At 41.3% G+C, this 19,778-nt stretch carries 23 protein-coding genes; all 23 read right to left on the bottom strand.

All coding sequences use genetic code 11. From position 1 onward, the window contains the following. The 23 genes from L1611_RS00485 to plsY all read right to left on the bottom strand — a co-directional run bounded on the left by L1611_RS00485 (position 1) and on the right by plsY (position 19,773). Positions 1-762 (bottom strand): menaquinol-cytochrome c reductase cytochrome b/c subunit, encoded by a 762-nt coding sequence (locus L1611_RS00485; protein WP_236310927.1) that lies wholly within the window; start codon positions 760-762, stop codon positions 1-3. Between the two features lie 29 nt (positions 763-791). Further along, the gene (gene qcrB / locus L1611_RS00490; protein WP_236310930.1) at positions 792-1,466 is read right to left on the bottom strand and encodes a menaquinol-cytochrome c reductase cytochrome b subunit; all 675 of its coding nucleotides are present in this window, start codon (positions 1,464-1,466) and stop codon (positions 792-794) included. A gap of 15 nt (positions 1,467-1,481) precedes the next feature. Then, entirely contained in the window at positions 1,482-1,979 is a 498-nt protein-coding gene (locus L1611_RS00495) for a Rieske (2Fe-2S) protein (RefSeq protein WP_236310933.1), read from the bottom strand. Between the two features lie 142 nt (positions 1,980-2,121). Next, positions 2,122-2,583 carry a YpiF family protein gene (locus L1611_RS00500; protein WP_236310935.1) on the bottom strand — a complete coding sequence of 154 codons (462 nt, stop codon included), beginning with the start codon at positions 2,581-2,583 and terminating at the stop codon, positions 2,122-2,124. A gap of 226 nt (positions 2,584-2,809) precedes the next feature. Further along, a complete protein-coding gene (locus L1611_RS00505; RefSeq protein WP_236310937.1) occupies positions 2,810-3,346 on the bottom strand; it encodes a ReoY family proteolytic degradation factor in 537 nt (178 codons plus the stop codon). Positions 3,347-3,543: 197 nt separating this feature from the next. Beyond that, the gene (locus tag L1611_RS00510; RefSeq protein ID WP_236310940.1) at positions 3,544-4,806 is read right to left on the bottom strand and encodes a tetratricopeptide repeat protein; all 1,263 of its coding nucleotides are present in this window, start codon (positions 4,804-4,806) and stop codon (positions 3,544-3,546) included. 19 nt (positions 4,807-4,825) lie between these two features. After that, on the bottom strand, positions 4,826-5,734 hold the full coding sequence (locus tag L1611_RS00515) for a hypothetical protein (RefSeq protein WP_236310942.1): 909 nt from the start codon (positions 5,732-5,734) through the stop codon (positions 4,826-4,828). A gap of 259 nt (positions 5,735-5,993) precedes the next feature. Further along, the gene (hisC, locus tag L1611_RS00520; RefSeq protein WP_236310944.1) at positions 5,994-7,097 is read right to left on the bottom strand and encodes a histidinol-phosphate transaminase; all 1,104 of its coding nucleotides are present in this window, start codon (positions 7,095-7,097) and stop codon (positions 5,994-5,996) included. Between the two features lie 75 nt (positions 7,098-7,172). After that, complete coding sequence (gene aroB, locus L1611_RS00525; RefSeq protein ID WP_236310947.1) at positions 7,173-8,270, bottom strand: 3-dehydroquinate synthase; 1,098 nt, start codon at positions 8,268-8,270, stop codon at positions 7,173-7,175. 42 nt (positions 8,271-8,312) lie between these two features. Continuing rightward, positions 8,313-9,086 carry a CheR family methyltransferase gene (locus L1611_RS00530; RefSeq protein WP_236310949.1) on the bottom strand — a complete coding sequence of 258 codons (774 nt, stop codon included), beginning with the start codon at positions 9,084-9,086 and terminating at the stop codon, positions 8,313-8,315. 302 nt (positions 9,087-9,388) lie between these two features. Next, complete coding sequence (ndk, locus tag L1611_RS00535; protein ID WP_236310951.1) at positions 9,389-9,832, bottom strand: nucleoside-diphosphate kinase; 444 nt, start codon at positions 9,830-9,832, stop codon at positions 9,389-9,391. Positions 9,833-9,920: 88 nt separating this feature from the next. Further along, entirely contained in the window at positions 9,921-10,889 is a 969-nt protein-coding gene (gene hepT / locus L1611_RS00540; protein ID WP_236310953.1) for a heptaprenyl diphosphate synthase component II, read from the bottom strand. Between the two features lie 9 nt (positions 10,890-10,898). Further along, the gene (locus L1611_RS00545; protein WP_407681683.1) at positions 10,899-11,651 is read right to left on the bottom strand and encodes a demethylmenaquinone methyltransferase; all 753 of its coding nucleotides are present in this window, start codon (positions 11,649-11,651) and stop codon (positions 10,899-10,901) included. Next, positions 11,635-12,450 (bottom strand): heptaprenyl diphosphate synthase component 1, encoded by an 816-nt coding sequence (locus tag L1611_RS00550; protein WP_236310956.1) that lies wholly within the window; start codon positions 12,448-12,450, stop codon positions 11,635-11,637. The genes L1611_RS00545 and L1611_RS00550 overlap by 17 nt, the downstream gene beginning before the upstream one ends. A 289-nt stretch (positions 12,451-12,739) precedes the next feature. Next, positions 12,740-12,964 (bottom strand): trp RNA-binding attenuation protein MtrB, encoded by a 225-nt coding sequence (gene mtrB / locus L1611_RS00555; RefSeq protein ID WP_236310958.1) that lies wholly within the window; start codon positions 12,962-12,964, stop codon positions 12,740-12,742. A gap of 16 nt (positions 12,965-12,980) precedes the next feature. Continuing rightward, the gene (gene folE, locus L1611_RS00560; RefSeq protein ID WP_236310960.1) at positions 12,981-13,538 is read right to left on the bottom strand and encodes a GTP cyclohydrolase I FolE; all 558 of its coding nucleotides are present in this window, start codon (positions 13,536-13,538) and stop codon (positions 12,981-12,983) included. A 113-nt stretch (positions 13,539-13,651) separates the two neighbouring features. Next, positions 13,652-13,924: an HU family DNA-binding protein gene (locus tag L1611_RS00565; protein WP_236310963.1), complete on the bottom strand. Its 273-nt coding sequence runs from the start codon at positions 13,922-13,924 to the stop codon at positions 13,652-13,654. Positions 13,925-14,357: 433 nt separating this feature from the next. Continuing rightward, positions 14,358-15,836 carry a stage IV sporulation protein A gene (spoIVA, locus tag L1611_RS00570; protein WP_236310966.1) on the bottom strand — a complete coding sequence of 493 codons (1,479 nt, stop codon included), beginning with the start codon at positions 15,834-15,836 and terminating at the stop codon, positions 14,358-14,360. A gap of 419 nt (positions 15,837-16,255) precedes the next feature. After that, positions 16,256-16,969, bottom strand: coding sequence for a hypothetical protein (locus tag L1611_RS00575; protein WP_236310969.1), 714 nt, complete (start codon positions 16,967-16,969; stop codon positions 16,256-16,258). A 55-nt stretch (positions 16,970-17,024) separates the two neighbouring features. Further along, the gene (locus L1611_RS00580; RefSeq protein WP_225063871.1) at positions 17,025-17,225 is read right to left on the bottom strand and encodes a DUF2768 domain-containing protein; all 201 of its coding nucleotides are present in this window, start codon (positions 17,223-17,225) and stop codon (positions 17,025-17,027) included. A gap of 557 nt (positions 17,226-17,782) precedes the next feature. Then, positions 17,783-18,037: a stage VI sporulation protein F gene (locus tag L1611_RS00585; protein WP_236310972.1), complete on the bottom strand. Its 255-nt coding sequence runs from the start codon at positions 18,035-18,037 to the stop codon at positions 17,783-17,785. A gap of 72 nt (positions 18,038-18,109) precedes the next feature. After that, positions 18,110-19,159, bottom strand: a complete 1,050-nt coding sequence (locus L1611_RS00590; RefSeq protein ID WP_236310974.1) for an NAD(P)H-dependent glycerol-3-phosphate dehydrogenase — start codon at positions 19,157-19,159, stop codon at positions 18,110-18,112. After that, a complete protein-coding gene (gene plsY / locus L1611_RS00595; protein WP_236310976.1) occupies positions 19,159-19,773 on the bottom strand; it encodes a glycerol-3-phosphate 1-O-acyltransferase PlsY in 615 nt (204 codons plus the stop codon). Before plsY ends, L1611_RS00590 begins: the two co-directional genes overlap by 1 nt. Positions 19,774-19,778 lie beyond the last annotated feature (5 nt).

Here is a 19,778-nt window from a genome sequence, read left to right on the forward strand (position 1 = left end):
TTATTTTTTTTCGAGATTTGCGATGAACTCTGAAAGTTGTTTCAGTTGTTCATCTGATCCTTTGAACTGATCAGCTGGCATACTTCCAACACCTTCTTTAGCGATCTTAGCGATCTCTTCAGGTGCCAATCCAGTACCAATCAGAGATGGTCCGCTTCCGCCCTGCAGGTTGTTACCGTGACAGCCTATGCAGGTCTGTTCTTGATAAACTTTATAGCCTTCAGCTTGCTTATCGATTTCCACTTCAACCGGTTTACCTTGTTCTTCAGCCTTTTCCCAGTCATGGTTTACAACTGATTCCCATGTCAAGAAAATGATTGAAATCAAGGCCAACAGCATCAAGCTGGTCGCTACAGGGCGCTTCTTAGGACGACGCTCCGGTCCGCGATCCAACCATGGAGCCAGCAATAGGGCTCCAAACGCCAACCCAGGCATGACGACCGTACCGATCAGAGTATAATCCCCTGCTGCATATTTATATTTCAATAATTGGTATAAAAATAAGAAATACCAGTCTGGTAACGGAATGTAACTCGCATCCGTTGGATCCGCTTTACGCTCAAGCGGTGATTCGTGAACGACTGTCAGGATGAGATAGCCAATCAAGAATACGGATCCGACCATCCATTCTTTTAAAAGGAAGTTTGGCCAGAACGCTTCTGTCTTCCCAGGATACTCGGAGTAGTCCTTCGGGATGTTAGGCTTACGTTCTGCAGGAATACGGGAATCCCCGACAAACTTCATACCTTTGCCACGATGCATCTTTCTCCCTCCTTATCCTATCGCATCTTTTACAGTGGTCCAGAAATTCCTTGCTTTCGAATCATGATAAAGTGCGCTCCCATAAGACCAAGAAGGGCACCAGGCAAGAAGAATACATGGATTGCAAAGAATCGCGTCAATGTTTGTGCACCGATGATATGTGCATCTCCTGCTAATAATGCTTTCATTGCAGGACCTATGACAGGAACCGTTTGCGCAATTTCAAGTCCTACCTTTGTAGCAAACAGCGCTTTCATGTCCCAAGGTAAAAGGTAACCTGTGAAACCGAGTCCAAGCATGACGCCGAATATCAAGACTCCGACTACCCAGTTCAATTCACGAGGTTTTTTGTACGCACCCTGGAAGAAAACACGTAAAGTATGTAAAAACATCATTACGATTACTAGACTAGCACCCCAGTGGTGCATTCCACGAACAATTACGCCAAATGCGACTTCATTTTGTAGATAATGAACCGATTCATAGGCATTGATAATGTCCGGAACATAATACATCGTCAAAAACATTCCAGAAAGAATTTGGATTACCGTGATGAAAAACGTTAATCCGCCGAAACAGTAAACGAACGCTGAGAAATGGTGAGCAGGATTGACATGCTCAGGCACTTCATGGTCTGCAATATCCCGCCACATAGGCGTAATATCAAGACGTTCATCTACCCAGTCATACATTTTTTGTAACATCAATTACGCCCCTTTCTACTGTGGTTCTGCTTGACCTAAATAAAGTTTACCGTCCTTGACCTCTTTCTTATATACATCAAGCGGTGCAAGTGGCGGCGTGCCCTTAACATTCGTCCCATCCTTCGTATAACGTCCACCGTGACAAGGACAATAGAATTGGTTTGGATGAGAAGGGTCTGTTCCCCAGTCTACTGTACAGCCAAGGTGTTTACAAATTGGTGATAATGCAACGATGTCACCGTTTTTGTCTTTAAACACCCAGGCAGCTTGAGTGACTTCCGATTCATACCAGCCATCTTTTTGATTAACTTTAAATGTAAATCTTTGCGGTTCTTCTGTAATCTTACCCTCTTCGACAACAGCTACCATATCTTGACCTGCCCCTTGTTTCATTATAGGGTCGATCGCAAACCGAACCATCGGTAAGAGCATGCCCGCAGCCATGAATCCACCGACACCGGTTAAGGTATAGTTCAAAAATTGTCGTCTGGAGACCTCATCTTTGTTGGCCATTGGTTTCCCCCCTTACGCAGTAGACTAAGTCCAACCGGACAATTCATTATATTACACATATATTACTAGGACATTAACATGATAGCGTAACTTCACATCATCGTCAATAATATCATTGTCCATTTCAATCAATCTATTCGCACTAAAATGTGTTTTGCCACTTTTTTGTGACAATTTGTAGAATATGCTTGACTTGTTCAGAAACGATCTCCCGTTGGTATTCTTCATCCATATGTTCTAAGGGGACTGGTGGTATATTCACAAGACGGTCTCCTAGCACTTCAGCTCCTGTCCATCTAGCATCCGAAGTGATGAAAACCGGATAAGGCATGCCTTCATTTTCAAGTTCGCTTGTGAGGGCTGAAATCCGTTTCAGTATTTCTTCATCCCGCTCACTGACCAAATATGTAATCGCTGGGAAAAGGAACACTCGCCCTTTCAACTGACGCTCGATTTCTTCTGATAGGATTAAAGGAAATTCACCTTTCAGAATGACGTTCTTCTTCTGAGATCCCCATGTAATCGGGATCAACGGCACAATAGCAGTGTCCACATATTCTGAAGCTTGCAAATACATGTCCAGATCCTTCGAGCACCATTTCATTTTCGTCACATCCTTCTAAGTGCATTCCTACTCAGTTTACCATTATGGATACGGTAAGGAAAAGATTAACCGTTGAACAATTTGTTACATATAAAGAAAGTGCTTGCAAAAATAAAGGCATAACATCACTAGTTAACAAAGCCAAAATAAAAAACAAACCCGCAATTCCATAATGAGCGGGTTTGTAATTATGGTGAGCAGCTACGTAATCGATTCAATCCGATTATCATAGCTTATTAAGTTCTTTAGTGAGCCGTTCAAAAGATTCGTAATCCTTACGATCAAGCGCTTCATCGATTTGTGATTGAAGCGACTTCTTACGGAAATGGCTGAATGACTGATCAAGTATCATCTCTGCCCATAATCCATATTTTTTGTCTGGAACCATATTTTCTGGAATATGAGGATTTTCTTCCAGTACAGCTACATACTGCGGTGTACGGTAAGCCGCTTTGAACTTCAATTCGATATACACATCTTCATCCTGATTCAATCGGATATCATGAAACGATTTTTCAGCGTCCGTTGTCAGGATATTCTGTTTATAGAATCGGAAAGGCACACCGTCCACACAGTTGGTGGACATGATGATCGCTTTAGGACAGTACTCAGCATTTTCTACAAAATGAACGTTTTCCATCAGCGCCTCATCGCTCACTAAATAGTTAAGCAGCCATACGCATTCGCGTTTTTTCAGTTGATAGTGGTTTAAAAACCATTTTAGAAAATCCTTTTTTTCTAAGACGGTAACGGTGCTGCCCATTGCAATCCCTCCATCATTCCCATGTCATTCGAGATCTTACAATTTCTTACAGCCAAACAGTTTTTTACATAACTGATTTGATGATTATTTACTATGTTCTATCCTTATTGGATTAATTCCTTCTTTTTTATGAAATTTTTGTGTATTAGGAAGTTCTCGCCTTTGAATTTATGATCCATCCGATTAATGCATACATCTTATAGATCCTGTAACCGGTTAATTTCTTCCTCGAGGTGAAGCCGATCAGGATCGATTGCCATGGTTTTGCTGAATAATTCTTTCGCCCTCGCACGTTCGCCGATCTCAAGGGAATACCATCCGTAATCTTCAAGGAACTCTGGCTGGTCTTTGAGTTCAGTATATGCCTCTACGTACTTTTTTAATGCGTGTTCATCGTCTTCTAATTCTCGATAGGCGACAGCTGTTTTCCAGATGGCGCCTGGTGGAAGGTCCCCATAACGTTCAACTTCCCCAGCCAGGTCTGTAACAGCTTCATACATACCGCCCTGAAGATATTGTTCCATCAAGACAGAAATCGCATTCGTGTTTGAAGGGTTCAGGCTTATTGCGTGTTTCAACAATTCGATACCTTTGCCCTGGTCATGTAATCGAAAGGCGAGCTTTCCTGCTTGTAAGTACAATTCATCGTTGAATTCATCCCACCGGATACCTTCCAAACAAGCTTCCATCGCCTCTTGCAAAGCACCTTCCTCCTCATAAGCCTGGGCCAAAGTAGGGTACAATGTCGTATATTGAGGATCCAGGTCTTTCAAATGGTTGAGTGCTTGGATCGTTTTCTGATGTTCGCCGATCCGGTTTGCAGTCAATGCATACCCGAACCAATCATCTGGATTTGACTCCTCTTGAAGTCCTTTTTCATAATAGGTCAAAGCCTCTTCAAATTGCCCGGATCCTGTCAGTGACTCTGCCATTCGTAAATGAATAGGTGTCTGATTAAAATCTTCATGTCCAGCTTTGATCAATTCCTCATAATAGATCCTGCTTCTGTTAAAGTTCCCATGATGTAAATAAAATTCGCCCAGGCCGAAAGTTATAACTGGTTCATTTGGAGCTATCCGCTTTGCTGTAAGCAACTTCTGTTCTGCAACTTCAGACAGTCCTTGTCTTTCATATAGATCAGCCGAAAGTACCAGAGCCTCAAGATACCGCTCATTCTCAGATGTAATGGAGGAAAGTAAATGGAGTGCCTCCTCTTCTTGTTCCATTTCGATGTATAATTCTGCGGCAAACAATTTCAAATCGTCAACCTCTGGATAAAACGCGATCAATTCTTCAGCTACATCCGATGCTTCCTGTATAAACCCGAGCTCATTGTAAATTTGTGCGATTTCAAGGAGGGTTTCATGATCAGCGTTTTCTCTCGATTTTTTCAATAGGCTAAGCCCATTTTCAATTTCACCACGGTCTATCGCCTCTATGGCTTCTTGTACATTCGGCATGATCGGACATCCTTTCTTTCTATAACAAGTCGTTGGACATCGCTCGGAATATACCCGGCCGGATGATTTTCAATTCTCTTCCGGTTCCTGGTTCAAGGCGGAATTCCTCTCCGACTTTGATGACTGTTCCATTTTGTACGACGATTGCTGGATTATTATCTCCATCATACTTTAGTATTTCTTCCCCATCAACCGATATGTTCCCTTCATATATCAGATAATCTACATCACTCCCGGATATCCATGATCCCTTTTTGGGATATATGCCGAGTCCTTGTAATTGATCCTTTGACAATCGTTCTCCTTCTTCGGGGAAGGCATCGATTGTCGCAATTGATTTTTCTTTACAGAGCCTCTTCCACTTCTCTTTCAGTTGAAGCAGTCTTTTTTCATGGACGGGGAGTTGTGACCAATCGGCAAGGATAGGTATCGTATAAGGAAAATTTACATTCCTGATCCATTCCCAGATGACGGTGTCAAGATCTTCCTCCTGCTCAACAATCGTATTGATAAAAGGGAGTTTATGCCTTTGACAATTTCGGATAAGTGAAGGGGAGATTCGGGTCATCGGGAGCTGTACACCTATAACATAATCAATTGGTAAATTGGAGAGCTGTTTCCGGAGTGATTCTAATCGGTGCTCGAATTCTTTGGTATATTTTAATGGAAACGCTGAAACTACCGTGGTACATCCTCTAGAGACAAGTTCTTCACAGTGATTGAGCAATGATTCTTCATCCATTCCACTTAAAGAAAAATTTCTCAAGATATGGCCTGGCACCACATTCAAACCAGTAGAATTTACAGTATAACACTTCATTTTAAGAGGTCTTTCAGATACATAGCATATAACATTATTTCTGATATGGACATGTTTCTGACGAGGAACTTTATCTGTCGTCCAGACATTTTCTAAAATATATTCCATCCCTTCAGTCCCCTCCTCATTTTGAACAACGGTGTTTATAGACAGGCTATGAGAGGAGTCTTGAATTCAGAACATTCAGTGATTCATTTGGGAAAAAAAGAGACCAGTTACTTGTAGAAATCTACAAAGCAACTGGCGCAATGTCCATTTTATATGGATAGGAGTGGAGAGAAACCATACTACAATTATTATAACAAGCTCTATTCAAAAAGCAATATATTTTTTGAAAATTTATATAATTACATCAATTCAGATAAAATCAAGAAACTGTTTCCTTGTCCAGCCAATGGGATAGACATTGAATGATCCCTTCGTTCTGTTCTTTGCTACCTACAGTTATCCGTACACTTGTCGGGAACCCCAGTGCATTCCCGGAACGGACGATGTATCCATTCTTCAATAGATAATTGAACACTTCATCCCCTTGCTTCTTTTTGAAATCGATCAAGATGAAATTTCCTTGTGAAGGATAGAAGCTTAAATCGTAGTTTTGACAAAATGCCTCATACTGCTCCATTCCTTCCCGGTTCCTTTCACGACACATCTCAATGAAGCCCAAATGATCCAGGGCAGTGATAGCAGCCCTTTGTGCAACACGCGATGTATTAAATGGTTCGCGGACGGGATCTACAATTTTGATGAGATCCTCATGGGCGACTCCATAACCGATCCGTAAAGACGCTAATCCGAATGCTTTGGAGAAAGTCCGGAAGACGATCAGATTGGGAAATTCACGTTGAAGGGCAAGTGTATCAGGATAGTCATCTGCCACAACGTATTCCTTATAGGCCTCATCACAGGCTACAATTACATCAGACGGTACTTTCTCTAAGAAGGATACGAGTTCCCTTTCCCTAACGATTGTACCGGTAGGATTATTCGGGCTGCAAATCCAGACGATTTTCGTATTCCTATCAATTGCTTCATACATTTTATCTAAATCGTGTTTACCTTCCTCTGTAAGAGGAACTTCAATGATTTCAGCACCCTCGATGACCGAATTATGTTTATATTGAGGAAATGTCGGGGCTGCCATCACCGTATTGGATTCTGGAGACAAGTATGTCCGGCAAAACATTTCAACCACTTCGTCCGAGCCATTCCCGAACAATATTTGTTGTGGTTGCACATTCAAATAATCTGCAAGCTTGGAACGTATTTCCGATGCGTATCCGTCTGGATAGATCGATACGCTATTCAACTCATCCATCACGGCATCTTTAACCGCAGATGCACAACCAAAAGGATTTTCGTTCGATGCCAATTTGGTCACTGAAGTAAGACCAAGTTCCCTTTTGACTTCTTCAATCGGCTTTCCAGGTTGATAAGCCTTCAGAGATAAGATTTGTTCCTTTGCTTTCATAAAAAACACCCCTGTCCTGTTTCATTGTTAGCCAGTAGCTTTGAAATTCTGTCTTGACTTCTGGAAAGTTCGATCCTAGTTCGTAACGTTCCCTCTTACCCACGCCTTGAACGATGACAATTGGTCGAGAATGAATTGGTCTTCAACCTTTTCAAGAGTTGCTTCTCCACATTCCTTCAATAACACCATATGAATCTGTTGCCTGCTGTTTTTTTTGTCTTGCTTCATTCTCTCAAGTAATAAGCCGGATTTATTCAAGGTAGGGTGCCAAAAAGCATAGCCTAACTGTTCTATCCATTGATAAAAACGTTTAGTCACGATCTTACGTTTCATGCTTGCTTCACTTAATTTGATCGCGTACAGCATTCCGATCATGACCGCTTCTCCATGGGAAATGCTTTGATATCTGCTTTCTGCTTCGATTGCATGGCCAAGGGTATGACCAAGATTCAAATAAGCCCGAATCCCGGCTTCGCGCTCGTCCATTCCTACAATTTCCGCTTTTAATTCAATTGCGCGCTTGATGACTTTACCGAGCAGTTCTTCCTTTACTGGCAACGATTCTATATTCGAGGAAAGAAATTCATAGAATTCCGCATCCCTAATGAGGCCCAGCTTTACAATTTCAGCAAAGCCTGAACGCCATTCCCTGGCCGGCAAGGTAGTAAGAAAATTGGTATCGAACAAGACCGCTTCAGGTTGATGGAAAGCCCCAATCAAATTCTTGCCTAATGAGTGGTTGATTCCTACCTTGCCACCAACACTGCTGTCATGCGCCAAAAGAGTCGTCGGAATTTGGATGAACCGGATACCTCGCAAGTAAGAAGAAGCTATGAAACCAGCAAGGTCTCCGACCACTCCTCCTCCGAGGGCAATGATAAGAGCATTCCGGTCCAATTGGCACCGCAGTGCATAGGTGATCCCCTTTTCATATTCCCTTAGAGATTTGCTTGATTCACCTGCTGGTATGACCCACTTATATACTTGGTAGTCTTTAAGCTCCATCTTCACTTGCTGCAAATAAAGAGGAGCGACATTACTGTCTGTTATGATCAAAATACTGCTGCATCTGGGAACAGACTCCTCTATTAGATGACCGAGTTTTGAAATAGCACCTTCCCCTATATGCACTGGATATTGCTTGCTTTTTGTTTTCACTTCAATGGTTTCCAATTTAAAACTCCTCTGACTAAGTCACATTGTTGTTCAAGGACTTTATTTTTTAGCATAAAAAAATGTCGCCACAGATTCAAGTCCATATTGATTCGGATTGAAGATCTGTTCTGTACTTCCGACAAACAAAATTCCTCCAGGACGTAAAGCATTGCTGAAATTTTGATAAAGCTGACGCTTCGCATCTTCAGTAAAATAGATCATGACGTTCCTGCATATGATTAAATCGAAATCAGTCTTGAATGATTCAGCAAGCATGTTATGCTTTTCGTAATGGATATTGTCTTTCAGTAAATCATTGATCTTATAACCAATTCCTTCTTTTTCGAAATAATCCTTCTTCATCTTTTCTGGTACATCTTTCAAACTTTTTTCCAAGTAGTAACCGAGCTTTGCCCGTTTAATAGCTAATTCGTCGATGTCTGTTGCCAAGATCGAAAATTTCTGTGAGGGAATCTCTTCTCTCAATATCATAGCAAGAGTATAGGGTTCTTCTCCAGTAGAACATGCTGCACTCCAAGTATAAAGTGAATCTTTCCCTTTCAACAACTTTGGGATCAGTTCGTTTTGCAACACTTTCCACCTTGATGGGTTCCTGAAGAACTCTGAAACGTTGATCGTCATCCGGTCAAGAAATTCCTCTAGCAAGATATTGTTTTTTTTCATTGCATCATAAAAATCCTTGAATGTGACAAATCCTTTTTTATCTCTCAAGGCGATTAAGCGACGCTTCATCTGAGCTTCTTTATAAAGTGATAAATCAATACCCGTTTCTTGTTTGATCTGTGTGGAAAACATTCTATAATCTTGATCCATGCATATTTCTCCTCATTTGTGTTTTCTACTATATATATCGGTAAGAAGCTCGAATATTTATGAAAGAATCGGACAAAAAGTAAAAAGTCGGAAAGTAAAAGTAGATATAGTCATTAGAGGACATCTGATCCTTTATTGGGGCAAGAAGGAGAGATACTGGAAATTGGCTCTTGAAGTTCTTTTTTATTCGATTTTAAACAAATAGGGCCCTAGTGTCCTCTTAGCTAGCAATGTATAGGTGAATCAGGTCCTTTTAAACGAAAAAAAACCAGCTGATCAGTTTCAACTGGTTTTCCTTGCGCTTATACCCATTTAGCAATTGTCTTATCGTAACTTACTAGTTCTTCTTCGTTGAAAAACAAATTGATCTCTCTTTCAGCGCTTTCAGGTGAGTCTGAACCATGAATGATATTTTGGCCAACCTGAACTGCAAAGTCTCCACGGATCGTTCCAGGGGCCGCGTCAGAAGGATTCGTCTTACCCATCATGTTACGAGCAGTCGCGATTACATTTTCACCCTCCCAGACCATTGCAAAAACCGGGCCTGAAGTGATGAAGTCGACAAGTTCACCAAAGAAAGGACGTTCTTTATGTTCTCCATAATGGTTCTGAGCCAATTCTTCAGAAATCTGGATCAGCTTCGCTCCTGCCAATTTGAATCCTTTTTTCTCGAAACGGCTTACGATTTCTCCAATAAGGTTACGTTGAACGCCATCAGGCTTTACCATCAAAAAAGTTTTTTCCATGATCACTTACCCCTAACTTATGTATAGTTTTCGGACGTCCTTGGTTGTCCGAAATGATTTTAACAAATTTCAAGCGGTTTCACAACTTTTAATAATTTCTGCGGCCAATATATTCAGCGATTTGTTTCAAAGAGCGTTTGGCTCGGTTATCTGGCAGTTGGCGGAGTGCTTTGAAAGCCTTTTTCAAATAACGGTCAGAGATTCCTTTCGAGTTTTCGATCGCACCCATCGCCTTAATGTCACGGATCAATTCTTCCATTACATTCTGAGGAATCGGTTGATTATCAAAAACGGATTCTAGTCGTGCTTTGAAATCAGGGTTCCTCATGGCAAAAAATACCGGAAGCGTGATATTCCCTTGTTGAAGATCCCCTCCCGCTGGTTTGCCCAGCTGTTTTTCAGTTGAAGTGAAATCCAAGATGTCATCTGTAATCTGGAAAGCCATGCCTACGTTATAGCCGAACTGTTTAAGCTGACGCTGGACATGTAATTCAGCATCCCCTGCAAGTGCACCTAATTCACAGCTTACAGAAATCAATAATGCTGTCTTGCGTTTGATCCTTCTGAAGTAATCCCTGATATTCTGATCGAGATCATATTGTTCCCTGATCTGCTCGATTTCCCCGAGGCACATTTCCATGATCGCTTCTGACAGCACCTTATGTGCCTCCAGTTTGTTCAAATGAGTGATATACTCCAAGGACCGCGCGAAGATATAATCGCCCGTATACATTGCAACACGGTTATCCCACTGGGCTTTGATCGTTGACTTGCCGCGACGCAGTGAGGCATCATCAATGACATCATCATGGACAAGGGATGCCATATGGATGAGTTCCAACGCTACAGCAGCCCTTTTGACCCGGTCGACATCATACTTGCCGAATTGAGCAGACAACAACACAAAAACAGGGCGGATCCTCTTTCCCCCTGCTTTCAATAATTGTATTGATGCATCTTGAAGAATCGAATGTTGTGCCTCGATGGTCTTTTCAAGGTCATTTTCAATTGTCGAAAGGTCGTTCCGCAAATGAGAATAGATTGTTGTTAATTTCATAACTTCACCTTAGCCCTGATGTTCTTGTAAATCCTCGGGTTTATAACCAATATGGGTTGCAGCTACTCCCCCTGAGTACGAAATGATTTTAACCTTTTCAAATCCAGCTGTTTCGAATTTTGCCGCTAATTCCTTTCTGCCTGGGAATTCTTTTGCCGATTCTTGCAGCCAGGAATATTCTTGATATCTTTTTGCAAAAATACGCCCCAATGCAGGCATCACATATCTAAAATATCCATAATAGAGTTGTCGGAATACTGGAATCGTCGGTTGAGAGGTTTCTAGACAGACAACTTTTCCGCCGGGTTTTACTACACGATACATTTCCCTCAACACTTGGTTTAGATCAGGAACATTGCGTAACCCGAAACCGATCGTGACATAATCGAAGGTATTATTTTCGTATGGCAGATCCATCGCATTCCCATGCTTCAACTGGATATTGGACAGGCCCTCCTTCTTGACCTTCTTTTCACCGACTGACAACATATTTTTACTGAAGTCAAGTCCATATGCTGTGCCACCTGGACCAATCGCTTTAGCCATCGCAATTGTCCAATCCCCTGTTCCGCAGCAAACATCCAAAGTAGTCGAATTCTTTTGTACATCCATTTTTTTCATCGTATCACGACGCCAAGCGATATGACGTTGGAAGCTGATGATAGAATTCATTTTGTCATAATGACTGGATATCGATTCAAATACATGGTGCACACGCTGTTCTTTTGTTCCATGTTGCACTTGATCACCCTTCTTCTGCATATTTCTTCACTCTGAAACCTGACTGTTCGATGTATTGTTCGATACGCTTTTCTAACATCAAATGCATAACAGGCTCCTCCGCCCACAATTTTTCTAAACGAATTTTCGAATGCAGGATATAGGAATCGACAACTTCAAGAATTTGATTCTTCAAAGAGAGCCAACCGCCTTTTGAACGGTTGAATTGATTCATGATTTTCGCCACTAAAGGTGTATACGTATTGTTTTGGATGCTCCTTCTTTCCATCAACATCCGTTTCATGAAGGTGAACTCGTCCGCTATCCCCTTCCAAAGAGGAAGATGGAAGTGTTCAGCAGTTTTAAGCAATAACGACGATTCGATACGGTGGATATTTTCCATTGAATTTTCAATCGATTGATTCTCGTTCTTGTAGTATTGCATTTTGTTTTCATTGATTTCTTGAATTGCCTGTGCAAGTGTCCGGATCATTGAAAGATCTTTTATTTCAGATAATAGATAATAGTATAGGCTACTATAGTAATCGCCCGCTAAAACTGTCAATTGACGATTCTTCTTGTCATACTCACCAGACAAATCATGGGAGGTAATCTTCTCATGTGTATCTAATGCAACCTGGACGAGCATGGTAGATACAGCGTAATACTCCAGCTCGATCTCACTTAACTCTTTATCCTTCAGCATGATATACGTTAAAAGGAGCTTGTCCTCGTCTATGACAGGTTCATCGATGAAACGCATAAGATATGGATGCTGAAGTTTTTGGTTGATTTGAAGCAGCAGTTCCGAAATTTTCCGACCTATATCATTGTTATTCATTGATTTAAGCCCCCACCAATTCATGAATCATATAGAAAGAACAGATTCAAGAAATCTCTCGTAATTAATATGTATGTATTACTGACCATATCGTACTGATTATTATACCATAAAAACCCTTGTATCATGCGATTGTCTTTCGGGATGATTCAAGGGTCAGTGATCATGCTTCAATCACTTAGGTCTTTCTTTTGCCAGTAAGACCGCTATGTATAAAAGGATGGATCGAGTGCCGGTGTTTGATCCGAAGGTTACACTGACACTCAGAGTACCTCTATTACCTATTTTTTCAGTCTTGATCCGTACTCATCTCACCATGTCTTGTCTGGATGACAGCTTTGCCCCTTACTTTTACGGCAGATGTATGCTCAGTGAATTGGGCTATCATCACTTCATTCTTATCCAATTTTTCAGAATGGTGGAAACGGGTATCAGAACCTCTTGTCAAACCGATTACGCTTACACCATTTTCTTTTGCTCTTATGACAAAAAATTCGTTTTCTGGCGTCGCCATTATGCTCCCTCCTCCTTTAGGACTTGATCAAGCCCATCACTTCAGCACGGGCAGCCTGATCTTTTTCAAATATCCCGCGTACAGCAGATGTGATCGTCTGTGAACCAGGTTTTTTGACGCCGCGCATGGTCATGCACATATGTTCCGCTTCAATGACGACCATCACTCCATGTGGTTGAAGTGAATGTAGTAAAGAATCTGCAATCGTTGATGTGATCCGTTCTTGGAGTTGCGGACGTTTCGTCACTGCCTCTACCGCTCTCGCCAATTTACTGAGACCTGTAACTTTCCCGCCTTTCGGGATATAGGCGACATGTGCTTTACCGAAGAAAGGTACGAGATGGTGTTCACACATGGAGTAAAATGGGATATCCTTTACCAGGACCAATTCTTCGTGGTCTTCGCCAAAAACCGTTTTGAAATGTTCGGCAGGATCCTGTGTCAGTCCTTGGAATACCTCTTCGTACATTCTTGCAACTCGTTTTGGTGTATCGAGAAGTCCCTCACGTTCAGGATCTTCCCCTATTGCTTCAAGTATCATTTTTACTGCTGTTTCTATTTTCCCGTGATCCATTTCTATTCTCCTTCATTCAATACATTGTCAAACAGATAATAGCATAATAGCCTCTTAATAAGCAAAAAGAAGAGCCGATCGTATCGACTCTTCTTTAACGCCCTATGTACATATTACTTTACAGCGTCTTTAAGGGCTTTACCTGGTTTGAATGCAGGCACCTTGCTAGCAGGGATTTCAATTTCTTCTCCTGTTTGTGGGTTACGACCTTTACGAGCAGCACGCTCACGAACTTCGAAGTTACCGAAACCGATGAGTTGAACTTTGTCCCCATCTTTTAACGATTCTTCAATCGCTCCAAATACAGCATCAACTGTTTTAGAAACGTCTTTCTTAGAAAGTTGGGTTTGCTCAGATACTGAATTGATAAGATCTGTCTTGTTCACAACGACTCACCTCCTCTCAAATGGTTATGTTTCAAATAATCGAGATTTTTAGTCATTATAACCAATTATTCAAAGAACTAACAGCGTGAATACGTTGACATGCCTTATATTAAACGAAAATCTTGAGGAATTCAATGTTTTTTCTATATATTTGTATAAATGACTGTAAATTATAAACATTTTTACAGATTTCTTGATAAAATAACGTCAAACCGCTCCACAACGCATCCTATCAACGTGTTCTAAAATCATAACATTCTTCTGTTCAAGAGTTCAAAGATTTTCTACATTTATTCAGTAAAAAGGTAGAGTAGAAGTGATCCAAGTGGTTGAGCGGTGGAGCTAGACATCACTTCAGTGCTATCATTAGAAATAACATTAACCTTCGACAACACCAAAATAAAAAAGACTCCTCGTATTGGAGTCTTCAGGATTAAAGGATGATCGCGATCAGTCCGCCGGATCCTTCATTGATGATTCTCTCTAATGTTTCTTTTAGTTTATACCGCGCATTTTCAGGCATTAACGAGATTTTAGCCTGAATTCCTTCTCTAACGATCGAGTTGAGCGATCGACCGAATATATCGGAATTCCAGATCGATAATGGATCATCTTCAAAATCTTGCATTAAGTAACGGACAAGTTCTTCACTTTGTTTTTCTGTTCCGATGATCGGCGCAAATTCAGATTCTACATCTACTTTGATCATGTGGATCGATGGTGCCACAGCTTTTAATCTGACACCGAACCTCGAACCCTGGCGGATGATTTCTGGTTCATCCAAACTCATATCAGAAAGGGCTGGGGCAGCAATCCCATAACCTGTTTGTTTTACCATCCGAAGTGCGTCGGATATCTGATCATACTCAGATTTCGCATGAGCGAATTCTTGCATCAGCTGCAAAAGGTGATCCTTGCCTCTGATTTCAACTCCGACAACATCTTTTAATATTTGGTCATACAAGTCGTCTGGAGCATATAGATCGATTTCGGCAATCCCCTGACCCATCTCGATGCCGGCAAGTCTTGCTTCATCGATGAATTCGAAATCGGTGAAGTTTCCTACGACACGGTCAACATCACGCAATCGCTTGATATCTTTAACGGTTTCACGGACAGACTCTTCATAGCTGTGCCTCAACCAGTGTTCATTGTTCAATACCATTACCCAGCTTGGCAGGTTGACATTGACCTCAAGGACCGGAAATTCATATAATACTTCTCTCAACACATTGTTGATATCATGCTCTGTCATACTTTCCACACTTAATGACAGTACTGGGATATCATGATCTTCTGCTAGTTGTCTTCTTAGCTTCTCCGTCTCCGGGTGATGTGGATGTACTGAATTGATTACCATGATGAATGGTTTCCCTACTTCTTTAAGCTCGTCGACGATTCTTTGCTCGGATTCAACATAATCATAACGGGGTATTTCGCCTATTGAGCCATCTGTCGTTACAACCACACCCAGTGTAGAGTGTTCCTGTATTACTTTCCTCGTTCCGATCTCAGCTGCTTCGTGGAACGGAATCGGCTCTTCATACCATGGTGTATGGATCATTCGAGGACCATTTTCATCCTCATACCCTTTTGCGCTGGGCACTGCATAGCCGACACTATCAACTAAACGTATGTTCACTTCCAAGCCCTCATCCACTTCAATCTTTACTGAATTGTTCGGGACGAATTTAGGCTCTGTCGTCATGATGGTTTTGCCCGCAGCGCTTTGTGGCAGCTCATCTTGGGCACGTGCCTTATCTGCTTCACTTTCAATGTTAGGCAGGACGACAAGTTCCATGAACTTCTTGATGAAAGTCGATTTACCGGTTCGAACAGCCCCCACTACACCCAAATAAATATCGCCGCCAGTCCGTTCTGCGATATCTTTAAAGATATCTACTTTTTCCATTAGTTCCCCTCCCCATTCCAGAGTAGTGTTTGGGTAGTTATAGACAATATATGTCTATGATGTTGTCCACTGAATATGACTGATTCTGCATTAATTTCAAAAATATCATTGTAAAAGATCAATATTTATCTCTTACAAATTGTACGATTTAAAGATTTTCTTTATTACTGGTGTAAATGGTACTCCCTGTTGAATCGCTTTCTTTTGACACCAAGAAAAGCGTAAATGCCCTGGTCAGCTATGAAGGTCACTGGAAGACCGACAAGGAGGCTGTCGCCGCCATAGGAGGACTGAAGTGATCCAGGTGGTTGGGCGTTGGAGCTAGAAAATCAATCGAAACAAAATCTTTATACTTTCTTATCTTTCAAAAAAAAATCCCTCCTTTTCTACACTTTATTGGTAGAAAGGAGGGAACATACCTATTTTAGTAAAAAAACAGGTTCACCATCTTCGACTGTATATGGTACAGAAAACGCTGGGACAAAAGGAGAGTCCTCAACAAGTATATCTCTGATGTCGTCTCCGTTTTTATAGTTGTGCTCCTTTTCTTCAAGAGCCTGATAAAGATCCATCGAGTAATCGATATATACATTATTTTTGTTATCGACAATCAATGGAAGATGATTGCCTGTGAATGGACTTTTTACATTAGGTTGTTTTTCATAACCTAACTCTTCATGCTTCAAAGTATACCTTTCGTTTGCCAGAACTTTATCATATGGTGGATACTTATGTTTTTGGATATAGAGTCTCAATTTCGTCTTAAAATCTTTCACCTGTTCTACAGTTTCTAAATCGACAAGCTTGACTTTCGGATCTTTTTCCACATCCCAAAGGACATATTGATAGACTCCACCATTTTCATATGAATTGCCTGGTGGCTCTGACAAATAACGAGGTACTAGTTTTCCGAAGTTGATAGGATATTTAACATATATGGGTGTATTCTGATCTCGGTTCTCTATCGGGAGGACCCCTGTTGCTTTCCGGTATTCAATAACCGCATTCTGGACGTTTTCCAGTTGATCTTCATATGGTACACGATTTTGTCCCAAACGCTCTTCAGGATAAAGACATCCAGTAAGAAGTGTGATCAGTATGCCTACCATCATCAAACGGACTAAAAGCTTCATTGTATCACCTATTTTTCACTATGCTGTGTATGTATGCCATTGTTCAACATCATTCTTATACTGGTACCGGACCACTGAAAACGACAAACAGGATGAGGATGCCGGCAGTAATCATGCAAACATACGCGAATAACGTGACGATCAATTTGAATATCCCGTTCAATTTCATACGACTGAACGTAATCGAAATCACAGCGAAGAACATCAACCCGATCGCTCCGAGTGCTATCCACATCTTCAATAAACCTTCAGACATCTGAATACCTCCTTGATACCGCTATAATTATAGCACATTCTCTTTCTTGTCCATATATATAAGTGATAAACAACCGACGCTGTTCGCAGCATTATACATGAACTGACGTCACTCCTGTAATATTGCGAGCCAAGTAAGACTCCGTAGTGAGGAACTAGCGGGTCTTAAGGACGCCCCGAGCAAAAGCAAAAAAAGGTTAATGGACATCCGGTCAACCTATTCACTTTCTTTGTTAATCTGTCCATCTCTCAGGATAATCTGTTCACTTCTCCAACTAATCTATTCACTTCAATGATTAATCTGTTCATTCCTTGATGTAGTACTTTTAAACTCATTTCTAACCGCAGCGATTGGACTTATGGAAAAATCGTCCCCGGAAAGAAATGAATTTCGAAAAAATGAAGAATACTGCAGCAAAATATAAAAGCTGAAGAAAAGGCGCCCCTTTCTTCAGCATGACTAAATAACTATTCCCACTGCAGCTCAAACTGGCCATTCCATGCTAGTTTATGCAAGATTTATGGATACTGTTTCGCTCAATCGCCTAATTTTTACATTTATCTTTTAGTGAACATTTTCGCGATCGAGGTCATGTCCAGAGGGATATTATTATTAATGATCGCTTTCACAATTTGATCTTCTTTTTCTTTTGAAACAGGGACACCAGCCATACGAGATACCTGTGAAATCAATTGCCTGATTGTTTTCTCATCATGTAAATTAGCACCTTGCACTGAATCTGCTAATTTGAAAATATCTTCTTTTTTCACACCTGTTTTTTTCTCAATGTCATCCATGAAATTTCTGTCCATCGAAGTCCTCCTCACACGTAACATTCACAATATCCTATGCGAGATGGAAAACTTCGTGAGCTTTATTCTGGATTAATTTTCGTATAAGGTATATCGTTCAGTAACGAGAGAACTTAAATCTTCTGATTCATGGGTACGGCTACGTCTCATCAACGAATCAACCGCTTCTTTCGGAGTCTTGGAATCAAAAAGGACTTGATACAATTCATTTGTAATCGGCATTTCAATGCCTTCCTTTTGGGCAAGTTGATAAGCCGCTTTCGTTGTCCTGACCCCTTCAACGACCATGCCCATGTTTTCAAGGACCTCTTCAAGGGAATTGCCCTTTCCAAGCAGATTTCCTGCACGCCAGTTACGACTGTGTACACTGGTACATGTTACGACAAGGTCCCCGATACCGGTAAGACCCGCAAACGTCAACGGTTTAGCCCCCAGGCAGGTCCCAAGTCTTGCAATTTCCGCTAAACCTCGAGTCAATAACGCCGCTTTAGCATTATCTCCATAGCCAAGCCCGTCAGAAAGGCCTGCACCAAGGGCAATGATGTTTTTCAATGAACCTCCGAGTTCTACACCAACAATATCAGGATTCGTATAAACACGGAAATTCGGGTTAATAAACAAGTCTTGAATCTCTTCAGCAACCTTTTTGTTTTTTGAAGAAACAGTGACAGTCGTAGGTTGTCTTAAGCTCACTTCTTCAGCATGACTTGGTCCAGAAAGTACAACTACTGCTTTACGCAGCGCTTCTGGAATTTCGTCTTCAATGATTTCTGACACTCTGAATAATGTATCAGGTTCAATACCTTTGCTTGCATGTACGAGTGTAACTGGCACATTGATAATCCCTTTCAACTGTCCCAGTACTTCCCGAATCACTTTTGTAGGCGTAACAAGGAGTATCGTATCTGTATCCTCGACTGCTTCTCTCAAGTCATTTGTTGCCACCAGGTTTTCAGGGAGTTCTATGTTAGGCAGGTATTTGTTGTTCGTATGTTTTATATTGATTTCTTCCACCTGATCAGATCTTCGTGCCCAAATACGAACATCATGTTCATTATCAGCTAGTACTAATGCCAGGGCAGTCCCCCAGCTCCCCGCTCCAATAACAGCAACTTTTTTCATCAACTGGTCACTTCCTTCTTTTGTCCAAGTTTACTTTCGGTTCCTTTTATCAAACGTTGGATATTTTGTCTATGGCGCCATAAAGATAGGAATCCGATCATGGTAGCCAATATAATATAGTTCGTATTGTAGGTACCAAATATCATGGTAAGGACCGGAGTTAAAAACATGAAAATAAGTGAGCCTAAGGAAACATATCTTGTAATAGCGATGATAAGGATAGCAACAATACCAGAAATAAGGGTTGGAATGAAAACGAGTATAGCAAAAACACCGATGGTTGTCGCAACGCCCTTACCACCGCGGAAACCATAATAGATCGGCCAGTTATGTCCAATGATGGCAAAGAATCCAGCGATAAAAGCGATCCATCCCTCAACCCCAACCAAATAACTTAATAATACGGCCACGATCCCTTTTGAAGCATCAAGCAAGAGAACCGTGATGGCAGGTCCCCATCCAAGTAACCTTAAAGTGTTGGTCGCCCCTGCATTCCCGCTTCCTTGCGTACGGATGTCTATCTGTTTTATTTTTTTTGCAATCAGATAACTGAAGCTTATTGATCCGATCAAATAACCAATGAGACTGACCACGATTATGCTAACGAGTTCCATAGGTT

Source organism: Pseudalkalibacillus salsuginis, assembly GCF_021646685.1.
Lineage (GTDB): Bacteria > Bacillota > Bacilli > Bacillales > Fictibacillaceae > Pseudalkalibacillus > Pseudalkalibacillus salsuginis.

What these genes read in the sequence shown, in the direction of transcription:
- L1611_RS00485 (WP_236310927.1), bottom strand. Translation starts at nt 762, where the DNA reads ATGCATCGTGGCAAAGGTATGAAGTTTGTCGGGGATTCCCGTATTCCT.
- ndk (WP_236310951.1), bottom strand. Translation starts at nt 9,832, where the DNA reads ATGGAAAAAACTTTTTTGATGGTAAAGCCTGATGGCGTTCAACGTAAC.
- L1611_RS00505 (WP_236310937.1), bottom strand. Translation starts at nt 3,346, where the DNA reads ATGGGCAGCACCGTTACCGTCTTAGAAAAAAAGGATTTTCTAAAATGG.
- hisC (WP_236310944.1), bottom strand. Translation starts at nt 7,097, where the DNA reads ATGAAAGCAAAGGAACAAATCTTATCTCTGAAGGCTTATCAACCTGGA.
- L1611_RS00500 (WP_236310935.1), bottom strand. Translation starts at nt 2,583, where the DNA reads ATGAAATGGTGCTCGAAGGATCTGGACATGTATTTGCAAGCTTCAGAA.
- L1611_RS00585 (WP_236310972.1), bottom strand. Translation starts at nt 18,037, where the DNA reads ATGGACAGAAATTTCATGGATGACATTGAGAAAAAAACAGGTGTGAAA.
- L1611_RS00495 (WP_236310933.1), bottom strand. Translation starts at nt 1,979, where the DNA reads ATGGCCAACAAAGATGAGGTCTCCAGACGACAATTTTTGAACTATACC.
- plsY (WP_236310976.1), bottom strand. Translation starts at nt 19,773, where the DNA reads ATGGAACTCGTTAGCATAATCGTGGTCAGTCTCATTGGTTATTTGATC.
- L1611_RS00510 (WP_236310940.1), bottom strand. Translation starts at nt 4,806, where the DNA reads ATGCCGAATGTACAAGAAGCCATAGAGGCGATAGACCGTGGTGAAATT.
- qcrB (WP_236310930.1), bottom strand. Translation starts at nt 1,466, where the DNA reads ATGTTACAAAAAATGTATGACTGGGTAGATGAACGTCTTGATATTACG.
- mtrB (WP_236310958.1), bottom strand. Translation starts at nt 12,964, where the DNA reads ATGGCGACGCCAGAAAACGAATTTTTTGTCATAAGAGCAAAAGAAAAT.
- L1611_RS00580 (WP_225063871.1), bottom strand. Translation starts at nt 17,225, where the DNA reads ATGTCTGAAGGTTTATTGAAGATGTGGATAGCACTCGGAGCGATCGGG.
- spoIVA (WP_236310966.1), bottom strand. Translation starts at nt 15,836, where the DNA reads ATGGAAAAAGTAGATATCTTTAAAGATATCGCAGAACGGACTGGCGGC.
- hepT (WP_236310953.1), bottom strand. Translation starts at nt 10,889, where the DNA reads ATGAAATTAACAACAATCTATTCTCATTTGCGGAACGACCTTTCGACA.
- L1611_RS00575 (WP_236310969.1), bottom strand. Translation starts at nt 16,969, where the DNA reads ATGAAGCTTTTAGTCCGTTTGATGATGGTAGGCATACTGATCACACTT.
- L1611_RS00515 (WP_236310942.1), bottom strand. Translation starts at nt 5,734, where the DNA reads ATGGAATATATTTTAGAAAATGTCTGGACGACAGATAAAGTTCCTCGT.
- L1611_RS00545 (WP_407681683.1), bottom strand. Translation starts at nt 11,651, where the DNA reads ATGCAGAAGAAGGGTGATCAAGTGCAACATGGAACAAAAGAACAGCGT.
- L1611_RS00590 (WP_236310974.1), bottom strand. Translation starts at nt 19,159, where the DNA reads ATGAAAAAAGTTGCTGTTATTGGAGCGGGGAGCTGGGGGACTGCCCTG.
- folE (WP_236310960.1), bottom strand. Translation starts at nt 13,538, where the DNA reads ATGGATCACGGGAAAATAGAAACAGCAGTAAAAATGATACTTGAAGCA.
- L1611_RS00550 (WP_236310956.1), bottom strand. Translation starts at nt 12,450, where the DNA reads ATGAATAACAATGATATAGGTCGGAAAATTTCGGAACTGCTGCTTCAA.
- L1611_RS00530 (WP_236310949.1), bottom strand. Translation starts at nt 9,086, where the DNA reads ATGGATCAAGATTATAGAATGTTTTCCACACAGATCAAACAAGAAACG.